This is a genomic window from Dyella koreensis, from assembly GCF_044904565.1.
Classification (GTDB): domain Bacteria; phylum Pseudomonadota; class Gammaproteobacteria; order Xanthomonadales; family Rhodanobacteraceae; genus Dyella_D; species Dyella_D koreensis.
The window spans coordinates 1071909-1090127 of record NZ_JADIKD010000012.1; the positions used below are offsets into that span (position 1 = coordinate 1071909).

General features: G+C 62.0%; 12 protein-coding genes and 1 tRNA gene. 4 read left to right on the forward strand and 9 right to left on the reverse strand.

Going from position 1 to position 18219, the window contains the following annotated elements:
* Positions 1–100 precede the first annotated feature (100 nt).
* Positions 101–733 carry a response regulator gene (locus ISS97_RS19835; RefSeq protein ID WP_379984445.1) on the reverse strand — a complete coding sequence of 211 codons (633 nt, stop codon included), beginning with the start codon at positions 731–733 and terminating at the stop codon, positions 101–103.
* Positions 734–942: 209 nt separating this feature from the next.
* Between ISS97_RS19835 and ISS97_RS19840 the strand changes: the two genes are divergently transcribed.
* The 3 genes from ISS97_RS19840 (at position 943) to ISS97_RS19850 (ending at position 6844) form a co-directional block, all read left to right on the forward strand.
* The gene (locus ISS97_RS19840; protein ID WP_379984444.1) at positions 943–3825 is read left to right on the forward strand and encodes a hybrid sensor histidine kinase/response regulator; all 2883 of its coding nucleotides are present in this window, start codon (positions 943–945) and stop codon (positions 3823–3825) included.
* Positions 3826–3961: 136 nt separating this feature from the next.
* Entirely contained in the window at positions 3962–5632 is a 1671-nt protein-coding gene (locus tag ISS97_RS19845; RefSeq protein ID WP_379984443.1) for a FecR domain-containing protein, read from the forward strand.
* A 63-nt stretch (positions 5633–5695) separates the two neighbouring features.
* On the forward strand, positions 5696–6844 hold the full coding sequence (locus ISS97_RS19850) for a CHASE2 domain-containing protein (RefSeq protein ID WP_379984442.1): 1149 nt from the start codon (positions 5696–5698) through the stop codon (positions 6842–6844).
* A gap of 17 nt (positions 6845–6861) precedes the next feature.
* On the opposite strand, the gene ISS97_RS19855 is transcribed toward ISS97_RS19850, so the two are convergent.
* From ISS97_RS19855 to ISS97_RS19865, 3 genes are all read right to left on the reverse strand, one after another.
* Positions 6862–7491, reverse strand: coding sequence for a response regulator (locus ISS97_RS19855; RefSeq protein WP_379984440.1), 630 nt, complete (start codon positions 7489–7491; stop codon positions 6862–6864).
* A 91-nt stretch (positions 7492–7582) separates the two neighbouring features.
* Complete coding sequence (locus ISS97_RS19860; protein ID WP_379984439.1) at positions 7583–8329, reverse strand: response regulator; 747 nt, start codon at positions 8327–8329, stop codon at positions 7583–7585.
* 116 nt (positions 8330–8445) lie between these two features.
* Positions 8446–10320 carry a response regulator gene (locus ISS97_RS19865; protein WP_379984438.1) on the reverse strand — a complete coding sequence of 625 codons (1875 nt, stop codon included), beginning with the start codon at positions 10318–10320 and terminating at the stop codon, positions 8446–8448.
* A 480-nt stretch (positions 10321–10800) separates the two neighbouring features.
* Between ISS97_RS19865 and ISS97_RS19870 the strand changes: the two genes are divergently transcribed.
* Positions 10801–10876, forward strand: a tRNA-Thr gene (locus ISS97_RS19870).
* Positions 10877–10937: 61 nt separating this feature from the next.
* On the opposite strand, the gene ispH is transcribed toward ISS97_RS19870, so the two are convergent.
* From ispH to murJ, 5 genes are all read right to left on the reverse strand, one after another.
* The gene (gene ispH / locus ISS97_RS19875; RefSeq protein ID WP_379984437.1) at positions 10938–11900 is read right to left on the reverse strand and encodes a 4-hydroxy-3-methylbut-2-enyl diphosphate reductase; all 963 of its coding nucleotides are present in this window, start codon (positions 11898–11900) and stop codon (positions 10938–10940) included.
* A gap of 74 nt (positions 11901–11974) precedes the next feature.
* A complete protein-coding gene (lspA, locus tag ISS97_RS19880) occupies positions 11975–12475 on the reverse strand; it encodes a signal peptidase II (RefSeq protein ID WP_379984436.1) in 501 nt (166 codons plus the stop codon).
* Positions 12476–12490: 15 nt separating this feature from the next.
* Positions 12491–15352, reverse strand: a complete 2862-nt coding sequence (gene ileS, locus ISS97_RS19885; protein ID WP_379984435.1) for an isoleucine--tRNA ligase — start codon at positions 15350–15352, stop codon at positions 12491–12493.
* 113 nt (positions 15353–15465) lie between these two features.
* Positions 15466–16419 (reverse strand): bifunctional riboflavin kinase/FAD synthetase, encoded by a 954-nt coding sequence (locus ISS97_RS19890; protein WP_379984434.1) that lies wholly within the window; start codon positions 16417–16419, stop codon positions 15466–15468.
* 34 nt (positions 16420–16453) lie between these two features.
* On the reverse strand, positions 16454–18061 hold the full coding sequence (gene murJ, locus ISS97_RS19895) for a murein biosynthesis integral membrane protein MurJ (protein WP_379984433.1): 1608 nt from the start codon (positions 18059–18061) through the stop codon (positions 16454–16456).
* Positions 18062–18219 lie beyond the last annotated feature (158 nt).

The following is an 18219-nucleotide window of genomic DNA, read 5'->3' on the forward strand; positions in this document are numbered from 1 at the left end:
CGATGAGATCCGTTCGGGTGCGAGCCACTGGAAGGCGGGCGCCAGACAGCAGAACGGGGCCCGAGGGCCCCGTTCCACGGTCAAAGCTTTCGATGTGCTGCTAGAGGAGGCCGCTGGAGCGCGCGTACTCGAACAGCTGCTTGTCGCCATCCAGCCCAAGCTTGCGCATGGCATCGCGCTTCTGCTGGCTCACGGTTTTCACGCTGCGCTCGGTGCGGCGGGCGATCTCGGAAACGGTCAACCCCTGGGCGAGGAAGCGCACGACCTCGGCCTCGCGCGGCGACAGGGTGCCGGCGTCCTCGCCCGCTATCGACACGTTTTCGATCTGCTTGCGGGTGCGCTCGCTCAGGTAGGTGCGGCCCGCGCGAATCACATCGATGGCGAGCATCAATTCCTTGGTCATCGACATCTTGTCGACCACCCCACGCACGCCGGTCGCGAGCATGCCCTGCACCAAAGCGGGATTGCTGAGCATGGTGAGCACGAGGATGGGTAGCTGCGGATAGCTTTCCCGCAAGCGGCTGAGCATGGCCAGCCCATCCTCCGCGGGCGGGTCGCCGGGCATAGAGAAGTCAGTGATGAGCAGATCGCAGGATTCCTGCGCCAGCAGTTGAATCAGCTCTTTGCCATTACGCGCCTCGCCGACGATGCGGAACCTGTCACCGTAACTCTGCAAAGCTGCCTTCAAACCCATCAGGACGACAGGATGATCGTCGGAAATAATGATCCGCACTGCACCACCTCATAACTTCCGTTGCATACCGTCCAACCTACCCAGGAGCGAAGATATTCGCGCCTGACGCTGGTTTGTACCGGAGCGGCGGCAACAGTAACATGAACAAGTAACAAGGCATTGACCGCGGCAGGCGTGCGCCTGGGCCAGCCAGCGGTTCACAAGGCCTGCACAGATGCCCTGCCAGCACAGCATCGCCAGGGAGCGATATGCCGACCACGCTGCATCCTTCGTCTTCACGGCCGGCCGCCCTGAGTCCCTTGCTTGGTATGGCCTGGGTCGACAACCAGGCGATTCCCGTTTCCGCGACCACCCTGATGCTGGCGGCACTGCTGATTCTCGTGGCGGTGGCGGCATTAGGGCTCGCCTGGCTATTGCAGGCGCAGGCAAGCAAGACCAAGCGGCTGCAAGCGGAACTTCTCGCGCAACGCACCTGGTCGAAGAGCGCCATGGATGCGTTGCCGGCATTGGTGCTGATGCACGGTCCCGATGGCGATGTCCTCGACACGAATGCCTATGGACGCCAGCATCCCATCGCCGCCGAAGCCATGCTCGTCGCGATCAAGTCCAACGATCTCACCGTCACGCCTGATGGCGAACCCGAGCCTTACGAGATCGATTACACGGACGATGACGGTACGCATCGACAGGGAATGCTATGGAGCCAGCCGCTCCTTGCGCTATCGGGTGAACGGACGGGTTCGATCAGCTTTCTGTTTGACATCACGGCATTTCGCGATGCCGAACAGGCAGCCAGAGTTACCGAACGCGGTTTGCGCGAGATCGTGCAGCGGGTTCCAGTGGCGGTCTTTTCCATCCTGAAGGACACGCACGGTGTCCGCCATGTCACCTTTGCCGCTGGTGACGTACGCGCATTGTTCGGACTGGAGTTGACGGATCTGCTGGGTGCGGGCGATGTGTTGCAGGAGCGCCCCTTGCAGGGTCGTATCCACCCTGACGATGTTGCTGCCTTCGGCCGCCTGATCTCTCCCGTTACAACCGACCTGAAACCGCGCTCGCTGGATTTCCGCGCCTTCGGCCGCGAAGGCTTGCGCTGGATCCATGGCACGCTGACGCCGCAGGCCCTGCCTGATGGCAGCCTGCGCCTGATCGGTTATTTCATCGATACCACCGAACTCAACGCACGCAATGAAGCACTGCGCATCGCGCGCGACGTCGCCGAGCGTGCGTCGAAGGCGAAGGCGGATTTCCTGGCGACCATGAGCCACGAAATCCGCACGCCGATGAATGGCGTCATCGGCATGCTCGAACTGCTCGGCCGCACCCCCATCAACGCGGAGCAACGGGAGCTCTTGCGCGCCGTCGAAGATTCGGCGGCCGTGTTGTTGCAGATACTCAACGACATCCTGGATTTCTCTAAGCTCGAGGCGGGCGATCTCCGGCTGGACGAAACGCCGTTCGATCCACGCGTCCTGGTCGACAATGTGGTCAGCGTGATGGCATCACGTGCGCAAGCGAAGGGCCTGAGCGTTCACGTAGCCATCGACGCTACCGTCGCCGGCAGCCTCGTTGGCGACAATGTGCGTTTGCGCCAGATTCTGCTGAACCTATTGAGCAATGCCACCAAGTTCACCGAGCGCGGCAGCATTGCTGTGCGTGTAGTAGTGCTTGCCGATGACGGTGCCCAGCAGCATCTGCGCGTGAGTGTGAGCGACACCGGCATTGGTATTCCTCGCGAAAAGCAGGCCATCCTGTTCAACCCATTTACCCAGGCCGAGGCTTCGACCAGCCGGCGTTATGGCGGTACCGGACTGGGGCTGGCCATTTGCCGTCACCTGGTACAGCTCATGGAGGGCTCGGTAGAACTGAGCAGCGAACCCGGTCATGGAACGACTGTCGGTTTCGAAGTGCGTCTACCGGTCGAACGACGGGAAGCTGCGGCGCCCGCAGGTTTGCGCGGCCGGCACGCTGTGGTTCGGCTGGTTTCGGCCGACACTGGTACTGCCTTGAGCGAACATCTCAAATCGCTGGGCATGACGGTGGAATTGGCGGACAGCGCCGCACCTCTGCGCGAAGGCATGGCCGCGAGCCTGCTGTTTGTCGAGCCTGCGGATACTGAAAGTGAAACGCGGATCAGCGCCCATGTGGTCGCCGTGACGGATGAGCCACTGCTGTCTACCGGTATCGAGCTGCGCCAGGAGCGGCTGTTTCTCAGCGCCAATCCGCTGAAATGGCAATCGTTGGTACGAGCCTGCCTCAATGTGCTGGAGCTGCGTGACGATGTCGCCGAGACGCACGGTTTGCATCCGTCATCCGAAGCGGTGGCAACAGACGCCGATCCGCCACCTTCATCGCTGGCGGATCTGCCCACCCATCGCGGGCATATTCTGGTGGCCGAGGACCATCCGGTCAGTCAGAAGCTGATCCTTCGCCAGTTGGCGATACTGGGCTTGAGCTGCGATGTGGTCGACAACGGGCGCGATGCCCTCGAAGCCCTCAGCGGGAACGATTACGCCATGCTGCTCACGGACTGCAACATGCCCCTGATGAGCGGCTACGAACTGGCTACCGCCTGGCGTAAGCACGAGGCGGAAAACCGCAGCCCCCGGCGACTGCCGATCATCGCGATGACTGCCAACGCGCTGGCCGGCGAAGCCGTGCGTGTACGCAATGCCGGGATGGATGACGTACTGAGCAAACCACTGCAACTGCTGCCACTCAGCCAGAAGATCAGCCAGTGGCTGCCCGAACAGCTGGCGTCCACAAGTGCCTCGCCATTGGGGCTGCACGATCTTGGCCTATTGACCGGCCTGGCTGGCGATGAAGTGCCCGGCCTGTATGACGAGATGCTGCAGGCCTTTTCCAGCGCCAGCCATGACGACCTGGTCGAACTCCGACACTGCGTGGAAAGTGGGGATCCGGCGGCGGCGGCCCTGAGCCTGCACCGCTTGCTCGGCGCCCTCCAACTGTTCAGCAACGGTGCCCTGCTAGATCAGGGACGGGGGCTGTTGGAAGCCCTTCATACCGGCCAAGCCCGGGAAGTCCTGCCCCAGTTGCCCAGTTTCGCCCGGGACGTAGAACTCCTCCTGTCGAACCTGAACGGCCAACCAGCTGATAAGCCGGTGAATTAGCTATTTCCTTGTGGCTCCGCGACAATAGGAATTGTCTGTAGTCCGCACTAAGGCCATCGGATCCGGATGAGACGGGGGCTAGAAGGATCGCGCGGATAAGCGTCAGGGGGCGCATTAGGATCGTCGAGGTTTTCCCATGACACACAGGGTATGGAGACGGCTCTCGTTCGGCCGTCAATGGTTCGCTGCGTTGCTTATCGTGGTCGTCGTGCCGGTTCTTGCCGCGCCGGCTGCCGATTGGAGCTACCGGGTACGTCCCAAGGACACCATCTGGGATCTGGCCGGCCACTACATGAAGCCGGGCATTCCCTGGCAGAAGCTGCAGGACTACAACAAGGTCACCGATCCGCTGAACCTGCCGCCGGGCATGACTTTGCATATCCCGGTCGCATGGCTGCGCCTGGAGCCGGCCAAAGCCAAAGTCGTAGCCGTTATCGGCAAGGCCGCCGCAACGCTGCCCGATGCCACCCAGCCAGTTCCGGTAACCCAGGGCATGACGTTCGGTTACGGCACCCGCTTGGTGACCGATGACGATACGAGCCTCACCCTGGAGTTCGCGGACGGCTCGCGCATCCTGGTGCAGAGCAATAGCGAGCTGGCGCTCGACCGACTCACCGCCTACGGCAATACGGGCATGGTCGATACGCGCGTGCGCCTGCAACGCGGGCGCTTGAACAGCGACGTGATTCCGTTGAGCGGCAGCGCCGCGCGCTTCAGTGTGTCGACACCGGGCACCATTTCCAGCGTGCGCGGTACGCACTTCCGCGTAGTCGCCGACTCGCAGGCCGGTGCGGCGCGAACCGAGGTGACGTCAGGCAAGGTCGATGTCGGCAATGACAAACGGCATGTCCTGGTGAAAACCGGTTCGGGCGTGGCGACGGCCGACGGCGCCTCACCCGGACAACCGCAATCGCTGCTGCCAGCGCCCACGGTGCAGTGCCCTAAGGATCCGGTCAACCAGTCTCCCTATGAATTCCAATGGCAGGCACTGGCTGGTGCGCAGCACTACCGCGTGCAGCTTGCGCCCAATGCGAAGTTCGAAGCGCTGTTGCTCGACCGCGTGGTCGACGACGCCAAGGTGGCGCTGCCGGAACTCAGCGATGGCACTTACGCTGTGCGCGTGCGCGGTATCGGCACGGGAGACCTCGAAGGTCTCGATGCCACCTGCCCTGCCGTGACCATCAATGGCCAGCCACAGCCGCCGCTGATCATGTCGCCGCAACCGGGCAGCAAGGTACGCGATACCCGCCCATCATTCCGCTGGACCGAAAGCGAGCAGGCGGCGTCCTATGCCTGGCAGCTGTCCAGCGATCCGGCGTTCCAGCAATTGCTGGCCGAACAAACGAAGATCACTGGCAGCGACGTGCGGGCGCCGAATGCCCTACCCCTTGGCCACTATTACTGGCGTGTCGCCAGCCGCGACAAAACAGGCAAGGTAGGCCCTTACACCCATGCACTGCCGTTCGATCTGGTGGCTGAGCCGCCAGCACCGACACCTGGCGAACCGAAGCGCTCGCACGGCGATCTGGTCTTGAGTTGGCCCGAGGGGGCCGCCGGCCAGAAATATCATGTGCAGCTCGCACGCGATCCCGCGTTCGCCAAGCCGGAAGTGGATACGACTGTCGACAAGCCGGAGCTGGATCTCAAGAAGCTGTCATCAGGCAAATGGTACGTGCGCGTACAGACCATCGAACCCGATGGCTATGCCGGCCCGTGGAGCTCGGTGCAAAAGACCCGCATCTCATGCGTCGCTTGTCGCTGGGCAGCAGCCGGTGGCGGCGCAGCGCTGCTCTGGCTGGTGCTCTGAGGTCATGAATGGCCGTGGCCGCGCCGACGACGGGAATCGCTCACCCAGGCAATGCGGCCACTGATGATGCCTGTCGATCCATTGCGGATACTCGGGCGCGCGCTGGCGTGGATGATCGGGGTGGCGTTGCTCACCCTGGTGCTCGCGAGTGGCGTGGCGACGCGGCTCGATAGCGCCTTCTATGATCTGCACATGCGTTACTGGCCTTACCAGACCAGTAACGCGGTAACGATCGTGGCGATCGACCCCAAGAGCCTTTCCAAGCTGGGCAACTGGCCGTGGCCCAGGACGGTTCATGCGCAATTGCTCGACCGTCTGACCGACGCCCATGTGCGCGGGGTCGGCGTCGATATCACCATGGCGGACCCCGACGTCAACCATCCCGAGAACGATCACGCACTGGCGCAGGCAATGCGCCGCAATGGGCGCGTGATCATGCCGGTATTCGCCGAAGCAGCGGAATTAGGCGGCACATTGGAAGAAATGCTGCCGACACCGGAGATCGCCAGCGCGGCAGCCGGCTTCGGCCACGTTGATGCGGCGAAGGACGACGATGGAGTCATCCGCGGCGCCTATCTCAAGGCGGGGCTTGGACATCCGCAATGGTCCGCGCTGGCGCTTGCGGTCTACGAGATCGGACAGAAGACCCCGGAACCCGCGTTGCCCAGCCTGCATCGGCCGGACCCGGGAGCCGAATCGCCTTATGAATGGATGCGCGACGACTACGTCATGCTGCACTTTGCCGGCCCCGTTGGCAGCTTCGAGCAGGTGTCCTACATCGACGTACTGGAAGGCCAAGTGCCGGCGGCACAACTCAAGAGCCGCTGGGTATTGATCGGCGCCACTGCCGCTGGTTTGGGCGATTTGCTCGACACATCCGCGTCCGGCGGCGGCGAGCGCATGCCTGGCGTGGAATACCAGGCCAATCTGCTTGAATCCATCAAGAACACCCGCACCCTGACACCGCTGAATTTCACCAGCCAATTCCTGCTTGGCGCCGCACTGCTCGTTTTGCCGATGCTGCTCTATGGCATGCCGGGCTTTCGTCGAGTGTGGCTGGCCGCCGTGATATCACTGTGCGCCAGTTTCGCCATGAGCATTGGACTATTGCGATGGGCGGGATGGTGGTGGCCGCCGATCGATAGCGCGATAGTGATCGTGATGGTCGCGGTGGCGGTTTCCGGATTGCAACGGATCAATTGGCGGCGTTGAAGGGCGTGCCGCCTGCCTTAAGTGATAATCCGGTTGTTACGGGCAAGCTCGATCAGATCGCGGATATTAGCCAGGCTAAGCTTGTCCATCAGGTTTCGCTTGTGCGCACTGACGGTCTTGTTGCTGATCATCATGTGGCGTGCGATGTCGATATTGGTCATACCGAGTGCCAGACAGCGGAACACTTCGAATTCGCGCTTGCCCAGGGAACCGAGCGGACTGCCCTTTTCCCTCGCGATCACACTGGAAGCAGCGACAATCACTTCACGGCCGAAATAAATTTTTCCTCGCGCCACGAGCTGTGCCGCGGTGACGATATCGTCCATGGCAGAACTCTTATGTACGAAGCCATCAGCGCCCGCGCGAAACGCGCGCACACCGGCAACGATTTCATCAGCCGCGGAAATCATCAGAATACCGATCGTCTCGGCGGCGTGGCGCAGCCGATGAATAACTTCGACGCCACCCAGCTGCGGAATGTCCAGATCGATAATCAGCAGGTCTGGATGCAGTTCGCGAGTTGTCGATAGTCCGGCAATGCCACTAGTACATTCGGCCAGGATACGGAACTCACCAGATCTTTCGAGCAGGGCGCGAACCGCCCCATTGACCATGGGGTGATCGTCCACGATTACGACGGTGAACATGACGCGTCATCCATGTGAAGAAGTCACGGGTCGGCATTTCTCGTACCGATGCCTCCAGGCATGGCCACGAAGAAAACGGAGCGCCTAGCGCTCAGTAACCGACCTCCATCGCGTAGGCGTAAATCTCCATGTCGGAGCGAAGGCCCAGCTTCTTCATGGCATCCGTCTTCTGCTTGCTGACCGTCTTGACACTGCGCTCCAGCTTGCGCGCGATCTCCGTGACGCTCATGCCCGCAACGAGAAGGCGGATAACCTCGCCTTCCCGATCGGTCAGCTTGTTAACGGAATGGGTACCAAAACGCGCGAGCCGTCCTTCGAAGGTGGCGCTGACAAAAACATGTCCGAGTACGGCAAGACGCACTGCGGTGTGCACTTCGGCCATCGCTGTGGTTTTGTCCACAATCGCTTTGACGCCCGCCGCCAGCAGCGCCTGCAGCAACCCTACATTGCGGATCATGGTGAGCACGACGATAGGAACACCAGGATGGCTGGCGCGTAACCGCTCGATCAGGCGGATACCATCCGGAGAACCATCACTGGGCATGACGTAGTCCGTCACTACCGCATCACAATCGACCCGCTCTACGAGAGACAGCAGCTCGGCCGGGCAAGAAGCTTCTCCGACCACCTGGATATCGCTGCCATTGAGTACGGCCATGACACCCTTGCGAATGATGGGGTGGTCATCAGCAAGGATGATTTTGATGTTCTGATCGACTGATGCGTTCATGGGAGGCATCTCCTCTTGTCGCGCTCGTGAAGGGGCTTCGGCGGTTCGACGGCGGCGAAGCAATATGACTATCCGCGAATGAAGGTTGAGCATGTCGATCAGCAGCATCAACCACTCGGAACCCTTCGAACCGTTATGGGCAGCTGCGGGATTTTCCCTTGCGACCCCGCATCGATCCATACGAACATTCCGAAATTCGCTTCGTACTTATCGGAAAATTAGCTCTATGTTTGCTGGGATTGCTTCAAGGCCGACATGAATCCGCCCAGATCGGATTCAAGCTGGCGTGCACGCATAAGCATGTCTGAAGTCGGCTGATCCGACTCGACCGATGACGCCACCTCCGCGAGCTGACTTGCGCCGAAGAACGCCGCGATGCCGCGCACGGAGTGCGCCACTTCGCGCACTTTATCGATATCCATCACTCTCAACGCCGCGTTCAACCGCTCCCGCTCGGACTGAGTCAGCTCGACATAATCCTTGAGCACCGCAACATAGCTGTCGCCAAACACCTTGCTCAGGCAGGTTTTCACCTGAGCAATATCAGAACCGTCAGTCTCGTCAGAGATGGCATCGCTTACGACTGAGGCGGATAGCATCGATCGGCCAATCCAGTGATTCAGTTTGTCGGCCAGCGTCGCCAGCCGCAGGGGCTTGGCCATCATGTCGTCCATGCCAGCCTCTATGCATCGCCTTTCCTGATCCACCAAGACGTTAGCGGTCAGCGCAATGATGGGAAGGCGACTACCCATTTCGCCGGCGCGTATTCGCCGCGCCAGTTCGAAACCATCCATCTTCGGCATGTGGCAGTCGGTGATCAGCAAGGCGTACGACCTCGCCGAGAGTGCGGCCAGGGCCTCTTCGCCATCAGCTACGACATCACACAGCCAGCCAAGGGTTTCCAGTTGCCGATGAAGGACTTCACGTACGATCGCATGATCCTCGGCCACTAGAATCCTGAGCTCTTCGGAGAGCTTAGTGCTACCCGAATCGGGCGTGATGGCGAACGAGGCATCCTCACGCTCAGCCGCTCCGGCCATCACGAACCGGCCACGCAACATAATGCGCGCGCTCTGATCCGGCTCACTCTGATGACCGATCGACAAATCCATCAAACTGCATAAGCGATGAGCGATGACCAGCTCCAGGCCGTCGGCTGCACCACTCCTGTCGATCGACCCGGCTGCCTCCGCTGACGGATCGAACAAAGCAGCCCAATGCTCTGCTCCCATCTCGCCACCGGCACCAGCGACACCGATCTCGATGTCCTGTCGCCCATCTGCTTCTTCAATCACTCGCACCTCGACACGAACATCTCCATCGAAGGTGAACTTCAATGCGTAGCGAAGCAGGTCATCGAGCAAGTGCCGCAGGCGCTCACCATCGCCCTTCAAATATGTCGCCACATCGGAATCGATTCTGGCGTCGATCCTCGCGCCATTGATGGTCGCTTGAGATAGCCGCGCCCGCACAACGTTATCGATGACCTGGCGGAGATTGAACGGCTTGCATGCAATGGCCAGCCTTCCTGCCTCGATCCTGGCGTAGTCCAGGACGTCATCAATGACATGCAACAGGGAACGAGCGGCTTCGCCAGCCACTCGCAAAAGCATTCGCTGGCGTTCGCTCAAATGAGGATGATCAAGCAGCTCCAGGGTACCCAACAGACCGCTCATAGGCGTGCGGATCTCGTGGCTCATTAGCGACAGTAGATTTGCGTCCCAGTTGGCGGCCTGTTTCAGCCCGATGCCATTGTCCTGCCACTGCGGCGCGCGAGCCTCTTCCATGTCCGCAATCACCACCAACAGTGCTGCCTGTCCATTGGGTAATTGCACGGGTATGCGGTGAATCCGGCACAAGCGCTCGCCGCCGATGGCCGGAAGAACGCGCTCATCCCGCTCGGCCGCCCGGCTGCTTAGTACGCGCAAGTGCGCCTGATGCGCCTGCTCCCAATCGACATCGATATGCCGGGTCTGCAACAGGCTGCGTCCGAGCAATTGCGCTCTCTGAACCCCGAACCGGGATTCATAAGCGTCATTGACCGCCAGATAGGCGCCCTGCGCATCTTTGCAAAGGACGGGATACGGCAGCGCATCCAAAATGGCCTGACAGATTCCGTTCGACGCAGGAGATGGCTTGGCAGCCTGCCCCGATTCGCGACTGCCCCCCATCCATCCGCGTAGTCCCAACCACCATCTGAACCACGGAGTGCGTCCCCACCCGGAAGCCACCAAACGCATGCCGGCACCTCACTCGTCCATCGGCCTCCAGGCAGGAGGTCTGAATGGGTCACAAGGGACATATGCGATACCCCGATGCCCCGTCACGCCAACGGCGCAGTTTCCTGGGCGGAAGCCTTACATGGGCTCCGGCACCAGACGGACGCATTGTCGGATTTCGCTGTGCGCGGAAGATATGGGACGCGCCTTAAAGACGGCCGGATGCGTCTCATACTGCATGGCGTTTCGCCTTAACGGGACCAAGCCCCCCGGTTACCTGGAGTGGCTGCCCAGACCCCACCTTTCATTTCGCCACAGCTTGCGCCGCAAACGGTCGGCACGTAGAATTCGCGGCTCTCTGCCGGAATAGCTCAGTTGGTAGAGCGGCGCATTCGTAATGCGTAGGTCGCAGGTTCGACTCCTGTTTCCGGCACCAGTCAAAGCAAAAAGCCCGCATCGCTGCGGGCTTTTTGCTTGGTGGGGCCTTGAGCCCGCCCTCAGAGACTGGCGGGAGTGCTGCTGCCGGCGATGCGCAGCTCCTTCGGCAGGGCAAAGGTAATCGTCTCGGCCTCGCCATCCAGCTCGCGGACCTCGCCAGCTCCCCAGGACTGCAACCGAGCAATGACGTCGCGTACCAGCTTCTCGGGCGCGGAAGCACCGGCAGTCAAGCCGATGTGCCGGACGCCTTCCAGCCAGCTACGCTCGATGTGCTCTGCACCGTCGATCAGGAAGGAACGTACGCCTTGCTTCTCCGCCAGCTCACGCAGGCGATTCGAATTAGAGCTGTTGACGGAGCCGACCACCAGTACCAGGTCCACTGAATCAGCCAGTCGCCGCACGGCGTCCTGGCGGTTCTGGGTGGCGTAGCAGATGTCGTCCTTGCGGGGGCCTTCGATATCGGAGAACTTCTCGCGCAACGCGGCGATGATCGCCTTGGTGTCGTCTACCGACAGCGTGGTCTGGGTGACATAGGAAAGTGCATGCGGGAATTTCGGCTGCAGCGTCTGCACGCACTCCACCGATTCGACCAGCAGAATCTCGCCTTCGTTGGCCGGGTTCCACTGCCCCATGGTGCCTTCCACTTCCGGATGCCCCGCGTGACCGATCAGCACCACACTGCGGCCGGTGCGGCCCAGCCGGGCAACTTCCATGTGCACCTTGGTCACCAGCGGACAGGTGGCGTCGAAGACATTCAGATGGCGGCGATCGGCTTCCTCACGCACCGCCTTGGAAACGCCATGCGCGCTGAAGATGACGGTGGCGCCGTCCGGCACCTCGTCCAACTCTTCCACGAATACCGCGCCACCGGCGCGCAGCTTGTCCACCACGTAGCGGTTATGCACCACCTCGTGTCGCACATAGATCGGCGCGCCATAGGATTCGAGCGCACGCTCGACGATGGCAATGGCGCGATCCACGCCTGCACAGAATCCGCGGGGGTTGGCGAGCAGAATGTCCAAAGAAGGCCTCAGCTGTCTGGCGCCCGGTCCGGGCTGCACCGCACCCCGATTCGGGCCGGCGCTGAACTCCGTAATTATCGCACGGCACCGGCAGGCTTGCCGGCAAACAGGCCGAACGCGATCAGCAGCACCGCACCCACAGTAATGGCGCAGTCGGCTACGTTAAACACCGGGTAGTACCAGTCACGGTAGTAAACCTGGATGAAATCCGTCACCTGCGCGGCGTGCAGGCGATCAATCAAGTTGCCTAGCGCGCCGCCCACAATCAGGCCTAACGGCAGCGCCGTACGCCAGTCGCTACGGGCCGTGCGCTTGAGCCACACCACCAATACGCCACTGATCACCACCGCCAGCAACACAAAAAACCAGCGCTGCCAGCCTGCGCTATTAGCAAGGAAACTGAACGCGGCACCGGTATTGAACGCCAGCGTCCAGTTCAGGAAACCCGGAATCACCGGATGCGGCATGCCCGCAGGCTGTAGCGCACCCAGCGCCCAGAACTTGCTGATCTGATCCAGCACGATGACCACGACGGAAAGCCATAGCCAGCGGAGTGCATTGGGGGAGTTACTCATGATGTCCTTCGGCACTCAGAACCAGCGGCGATCTTCGCCCGGCCCTTCCACGTTGCTGATACAGCGGCCACACAACTCGGGATGGTTGGCGTGCTGACCCACATCGTCGCGACGATGCCAGCAGCGCACGCACTTCGCCGCATCACTCACCGTGGCCGAGACCCATACGTCGGCACCTTCGAGCTCTGAAAGTACCGCCGTTTCCGGCTGACCGCCTGCGACATCAAGGCGCACATCCGAGGTGATGAAGAAGAAGCGCAGCTCTTCCGCCGCGGGAGCGTAGCGCGACACCACGGCCGGATCCGCATGAATGGCCAGCTTGGCCTCCAGCGAAGCGCCGATCTGCTCGCCCTTGCGCATGCCTTCGAGCACACGCGACGCCGTGTCGCGAATGGCCAGCAGGTCCGACCAGTAACGACGCTGCTCCGGCGAACTCTGAGTAGCCGCAAGACCCTCGTACCAAGTCTCGAACAGCACACTCTCACCGCGCTCGCCCGGCAAGGACTTCCAGATTTCCTCGGCCGTGAAACTCAGTACCGGCGCCAGCCATCGCACCAACGCCTCGGCGATGCGGTACATCGCGCTCTGCGCACTGCGCCGACCATGGCTATCGGTCGGCATGGTGTAGAGGCGGTCCTTGGTAATGTCGAGATACAACGCACCCAGCTCCGTGGTGCAGTAGTTCTGCACGCGCTGCACGATCTCGGGAAAATCGTAACGATCGTATGCCGCGGCCACGGCCTGCTGCACATCGTACGCTTGCTGCACCGCCCACTGGTCCAGCAATAAACACTGCTCTACAGGCAGCAAATGCTTCGCCGGATCGAAACCATCGAGGTTGCCCAACAGAAAGCGCGCCGTATTGCGGATGCGACGATACATATCGGAAACGCGCTTGAGGATCTCGTCCGACAGCGACATCTCGTTGCGGTAATCGGTGGAGCAGATCCACAGACGCAGGATGTCCGCGCCCAGGGTCTTCATGATGTCCTGCGGCTCGATGCCGTTGCCCAGCGACTTGGACATCTTGCGCCCCTGCGCGTCCACGGTGAAACCGTGGGTAAGCACATCGTCATAGGGCGCACGACCATGGATCGCGGCCGAGGTGAGCAGCGAAGACTGGAACCAGCCGCGATGCTGATCCGAGCCTTCCAGATACATCACCTTGTACGACTTGGCATCGCCCTGCTGCAGCTCCGGACGCTGGCCGATCACGCCAAAGTGAGTAACTCCGGAGTCGAACCACACGTCCAGCACGTCGGTCACTTTCTCGTAATCGGCCGCCTGGTCGCCGAGCAATTCGGCGGGATCGAGCGCATACCACGCGTCGATGCTGCCCTGCTCCACACGCTTGGCCACCTGCTCCAGTAGCGCGACGGAATCCGGATGCGGCTCCTGTGTCGCCTTGTGCACGAACAGCGCGATCGGCACGCCCCAGGTGCGCTGACGCGAGATGCACCAGTCCGGGCGGTCGCCGACCATGCCGGCGATGCGCTCTTCGCCCCAGCCCGGCACCCAGCGCACATGCTTGATCGAGGCCAATGCGGCCTCGCGCAGCTTGGCCTGCTCCATGCTGATGAACCACTGCGGCGTGGCGCGGAAGATCACCGGCGTCTTGTGGCGCCAGCAATTGGGATAGCTATGCTCGATCTTGTGATGGGCCAGCAACACGCCGCGCCCACGCATCAGTTCGACGATGGCGTCGTTGGCCTTCCAGATGTGCATACCCGCCAGCTGCAGGCCGTCCGCCGCCGGCGTATCCGCGCGGTAGGTGCCGCGCGATTCGATGAAATTGAGCGTATTGATGCCATAGCGGCGTGAGACGACAAAGTCTTCCACGCCATGATCGGGCGACGTATGCACCGCGCCGGTGCCGTCTTCCGCGGACACATGCTCACCCAGCAGCACCGGCACCTGACGTGCATAGAACGGATGCTGCAACAACGTCCCTTCCAGCGTCTGGCCGACCGCATGACCCAGCACGACCGGCTGCTCTACGCCGTAGCGATGCAACGCCTTTTCCGCCAGAGCGGCGGCGATGACCAACAGGACGCGGCGTCCGTTGCGCGACGGTCCCTCGACCAGCGAATACTCCAGCTCCGCACCCAGCGCGACCGCCTGACTTTCCGGAAGCGTCCACGGCGTAGTGGTCCAGATCGGCACGGCGACAACGGCATCGCCCACATCCACACCAAACTTCGCGGCCAGCGCCTTGGCATCTACCGCGTCATAGGCGACGTCGACAGCCGGCGACGTCTTGTCGCCATACTCGATCTCCGCCTCGGCCAGCGCCGAGCCACAATCGAAGCACCAATAGACCGGCTTGGCGCCACGTACCACATGGCCATTGGCCACGATGCGCGCCAGCGCGCGGATCATGTCGGCCTCGAACTTGTAATCCATGGTGCGGTACGGGCGCTCCCAGTCGCCGAGCACGCCCAGGCGCTTGAAATCGCCGCGCTGCAGATCGATCTGCTGCTGCGCATACTCGCGGCACTTCTGGCGGAAGGCCACGGCGTCGAGCTTGTCGCCCGCCTTGCCGTGCTTCTTCTCAACCGCAATCTCGATCGGCAGGCCGTGGCAATCCCAACCGGGCACGTAAGGCGAGCGGTAGCCTGCCATCAGCCGCGACTTCACCACGACGTCCTTCAGTACCTTGTTCACTGCATGGCCCAAATGAATGGCGCCGTTCGCATACGGCGGGCCGTCATGCAGCACGAACACCTTGTCGCGGCCAGCGGTGTGCTCCTGAATCTGCGCGTAGCGGCTGACCTTCTCCCATTCCGCCAACCAGCCGGGTTCGCGCTTGGGCAGGTCGCCGCGCATCGGGAAATCCGTCTGCGGCAGATTGATGGTGCTCTTGTAGTCCTGAGTCATTGCCTGGGTGCCATCGGGGTTGCGGGCGCGGCCTTAAGGCCGGCGCCGTCTTGGTCTTGCCGGCGCGGGCCGCGCGCCGGGCGAAAGCTTGAACGTTACCGGATTCCGGCGCGTTACGCCTCGGCCAGGCGCGGATTCATGCCGAGCACTTCGCGCGCCATGCGGGCGTCGCGGTGCATCTGCTCGGTGAGGGCATCCAGCCCGTCGAACTTCATTTCATCCCGCAGCTTGGCCACGAACTCCACCGCCATGCGCTGACTGTAGAGATCGCCCTCGAAGTCGAACAAATGGACTTCCAGCAGCGGCTCGGCCACTTCGTTTACGGTGGGACGGATGCCCAGGCTGGCCACGCCGGGCCAGCTGCATTCGCTTTCGCCCAGCCCAACGCGCACCGCGAAGATCCCATGTACTGGACTCACCCGCTCACGCAGATGGATGTTGGCCGTGGGGAAACCCAGCGTGCGGCCCAGTTGATTGCCGTATTCGACCTTGCCTTCGATCACGAAAGGACGGCCAAGCAAGGGCGTCGCCCCGGCAAACTCACCCGCCGCCAGCAGCATGCGTACGCGGCTGGCGGATACCCTGGCGCCGTCCAGCAAAACCGAAGGCATGGTGCGCGCGGTAAAGCCGTGATCGGCACCCATCACCTCCAGCAAGGCGACGTCGCCGCCACGCTTGTGACCAAAGCGGAAATCGCTGCCGACCCAGACTTCCCGCGCAGCCAACCGCTCCACCAGCACGTGGCGCACGAAATCCTCGGCGGACATAGCGGTAAGCGTCGCATTGAAACGCAGCAACAAGGCCTGCTCCATGCCGGCTGCGTCAAAGCCGCGGAGCTTTTCCCGCACGCTGGACAGACGTGGCACCGGCTCCTTGGAGAAAAAGGCTCGGGGCAATGGTTCGAAGCTCACTACTACTGGCGTACAACCCAGCGCCTGCGCGCGCTCGTGCACCTCGGCCAGCAGCGCCTGGTGGCCGCGATGCAAACCGTCGAAAGCGCCGACGGCTACCACGCTACCGCCGGGCGCCAGGCACGGACCGGCGATATCCCTGGAAAGTCTCATCATCGCCTGAGTATAACGGCTGCGCCGCGGCGGCTAGTCACACGCCACGCAGATCGCGCAGGCGGAAACCCGTGGCGAACAGGGTGGCGACGTAGGCTCCGCCCCCAGCCACAACCAGCGCAGCCAGATGCCAGCCGCGTGTCCACTTGGACACATCGGTCCAATCCGGCCACAGCCACAATCCCAGCAACAGCACGGCAATCATCACCGCGCAGGAAAGCACAAGGCGCAACAGATGACGGGCCCAGCCCGGCTGGCGTTGGTAAACCCCGGCCTTACGCAGCCAATGCCAGAGCAAGGCGAGATTGATGTAACTGGCCAGTGCGCTAGCCATACCCAGCGCCATGTGCAGCCCTGGCACCTTGGCCAACCCTTCCAGCCAGGAACCCTGCTTCAGCTCCGACGGCGCCCAAAGCTCGAACAACAGCACCAGGAACACCACGTTCAAGGCCATGTTGGACACCAGCGAAGCCACGCCGGCGCGCACCGGTGTACGCGTGTCCTGCCGCGCATAGAACGCCGGCAGCACCACCTTCACGAGCGCAAAAGCCGGCAGCCCGAAGCTCAGCGCCGAAATCGACAGCGTGGCCATATGCGTATCGAACGGCGTAAAGCGGCCATGCTGGAACAGCGTCGCCACCAGCGGCTCGGCCAACAGCATCAGCCCGAACATGGCCGGCACCGCGATCAGCAGGGTCGTGCGCAGCCCCCAATCCAACGCCTTGGAGAAACCGGCACCGTCCGTCGCTACATGATGTCGCGACAGCGAGGGCAGGATCACCGTGCCCAGTGCCACACCGAACACACCCAGCGGCAGCTCCAGAAAGCGATCGGCCTGCGACAACCAGCTCTGCGAACCGGTGAACAGCAGCGAGGCGATGACCGTATCCAGCAACAGATTGATCTGCGCCACCGACGAGCCGAACAGCGTCGGCACCATCAGCCGCATGATCCGGCGTACGTCGGGTTGGCTCCAGCCCCAGCGCGGCAAGGTCAGCAGATCGAGCTGACGCAACGCCGGCAACTGAAACAGCAATTGCAGGATGCCGGCGGCCATGATCGCCCAGCCCATCGCCATGATCGGCGTATGCAGGCGCGGCGCCAGCCACAGTGCGCCGGTAATCATGCATAGATTGAGGATCACCGGCGTCAATGCCGGCAGACCGAAGCGATGGAAGCTGTTGAGCGCACCACCCGACAACGCGGTCAGGGAAACGAACAAAAGGAATGGAAAGGTCAATCGCAACAGATTCACCGTCAGCGCGAACTTCTCCGGCGTCTCGATCGCTCCAGGAGAGAACAGCGCGGTGACCTCGGGCGCGAAAATCACGCCCAACGCGGTAACAAGCAGCAGCACGCCCCCGAGCGTGCCGGACACGCGCGACATCAGATCCTTCAGATCCGCGTGAGGCCGCTTCTCCTTGACCTCAGTGAACACCGGCACGAACGCGGTAGAGAACGAACCTTCCGCAAACAGCCGCCGCATGAAATTCGGAATGCGGAAGGCCACCCAGAACGCGTCTGTCGCCGCATTGGCGCCGAAGGCCGCGTTGATCGACATATCCCGGACCAGACCGAGGACGCGCGAGATCATGGTCATGCTGCTGAACGACAGCAGCCCTCGGAACATGCTGGGTGACTTCATGCGCGCTCTGGCACCTTGGTTTTTATGGTCTGGAATAAAGCCGTGGGGCCGGTCCGGCACCCACAAAGCGCGTAGTTTGACAGCCGTTTCGGACCAGAGACAGCTCCGACGTGGCATAATGGTGACTTTCCGGTGGACATCACCGGCCCCGATTCAGC

Bases quoted from the DNA above. Each gene is read 5' to 3' on its own strand.
- ISS97_RS19840 (WP_379984444.1), top strand. From the start codon at position 943: ATGCCGACCACGCTGCATCCTTCGTCTTCACGGCCGGCCGCCCTGAGT.
- ISS97_RS19845 (WP_379984443.1), top strand. From the start codon at position 3,962: ATGACACACAGGGTATGGAGACGGCTCTCGTTCGGCCGTCAATGGTTC.
- ISS97_RS19850 (WP_379984442.1), top strand. From the start codon at position 5,696: ATGATGCCTGTCGATCCATTGCGGATACTCGGGCGCGCGCTGGCGTGG.
- ISS97_RS19855 (WP_379984440.1), bottom strand. From the start codon at position 7,491: ATGTTCACCGTCGTAATCGTGGACGATCACCCCATGGTCAATGGGGCG.
- ISS97_RS19860 (WP_379984439.1), bottom strand. From the start codon at position 8,329: ATGCTGCTGATCGACATGCTCAACCTTCATTCGCGGATAGTCATATTG.
- lspA (WP_379984436.1), bottom strand. From the start codon at position 12,475: ATGAGTAACTCCCCCAATGCACTCCGCTGGCTATGGCTTTCCGTCGTG.
- ileS (WP_379984435.1), bottom strand. From the start codon at position 15,352: ATGACTCAGGACTACAAGAGCACCATCAATCTGCCGCAGACGGATTTC.
- ISS97_RS19890 (WP_379984434.1), bottom strand. From the start codon at position 16,419: ATGATGAGACTTTCCAGGGATATCGCCGGTCCGTGCCTGGCGCCCGGC.
- murJ (WP_379984433.1), bottom strand. From the start codon at position 18,061: ATGAAGTCACCCAGCATGTTCCGAGGGCTGCTGTCGTTCAGCAGCATG.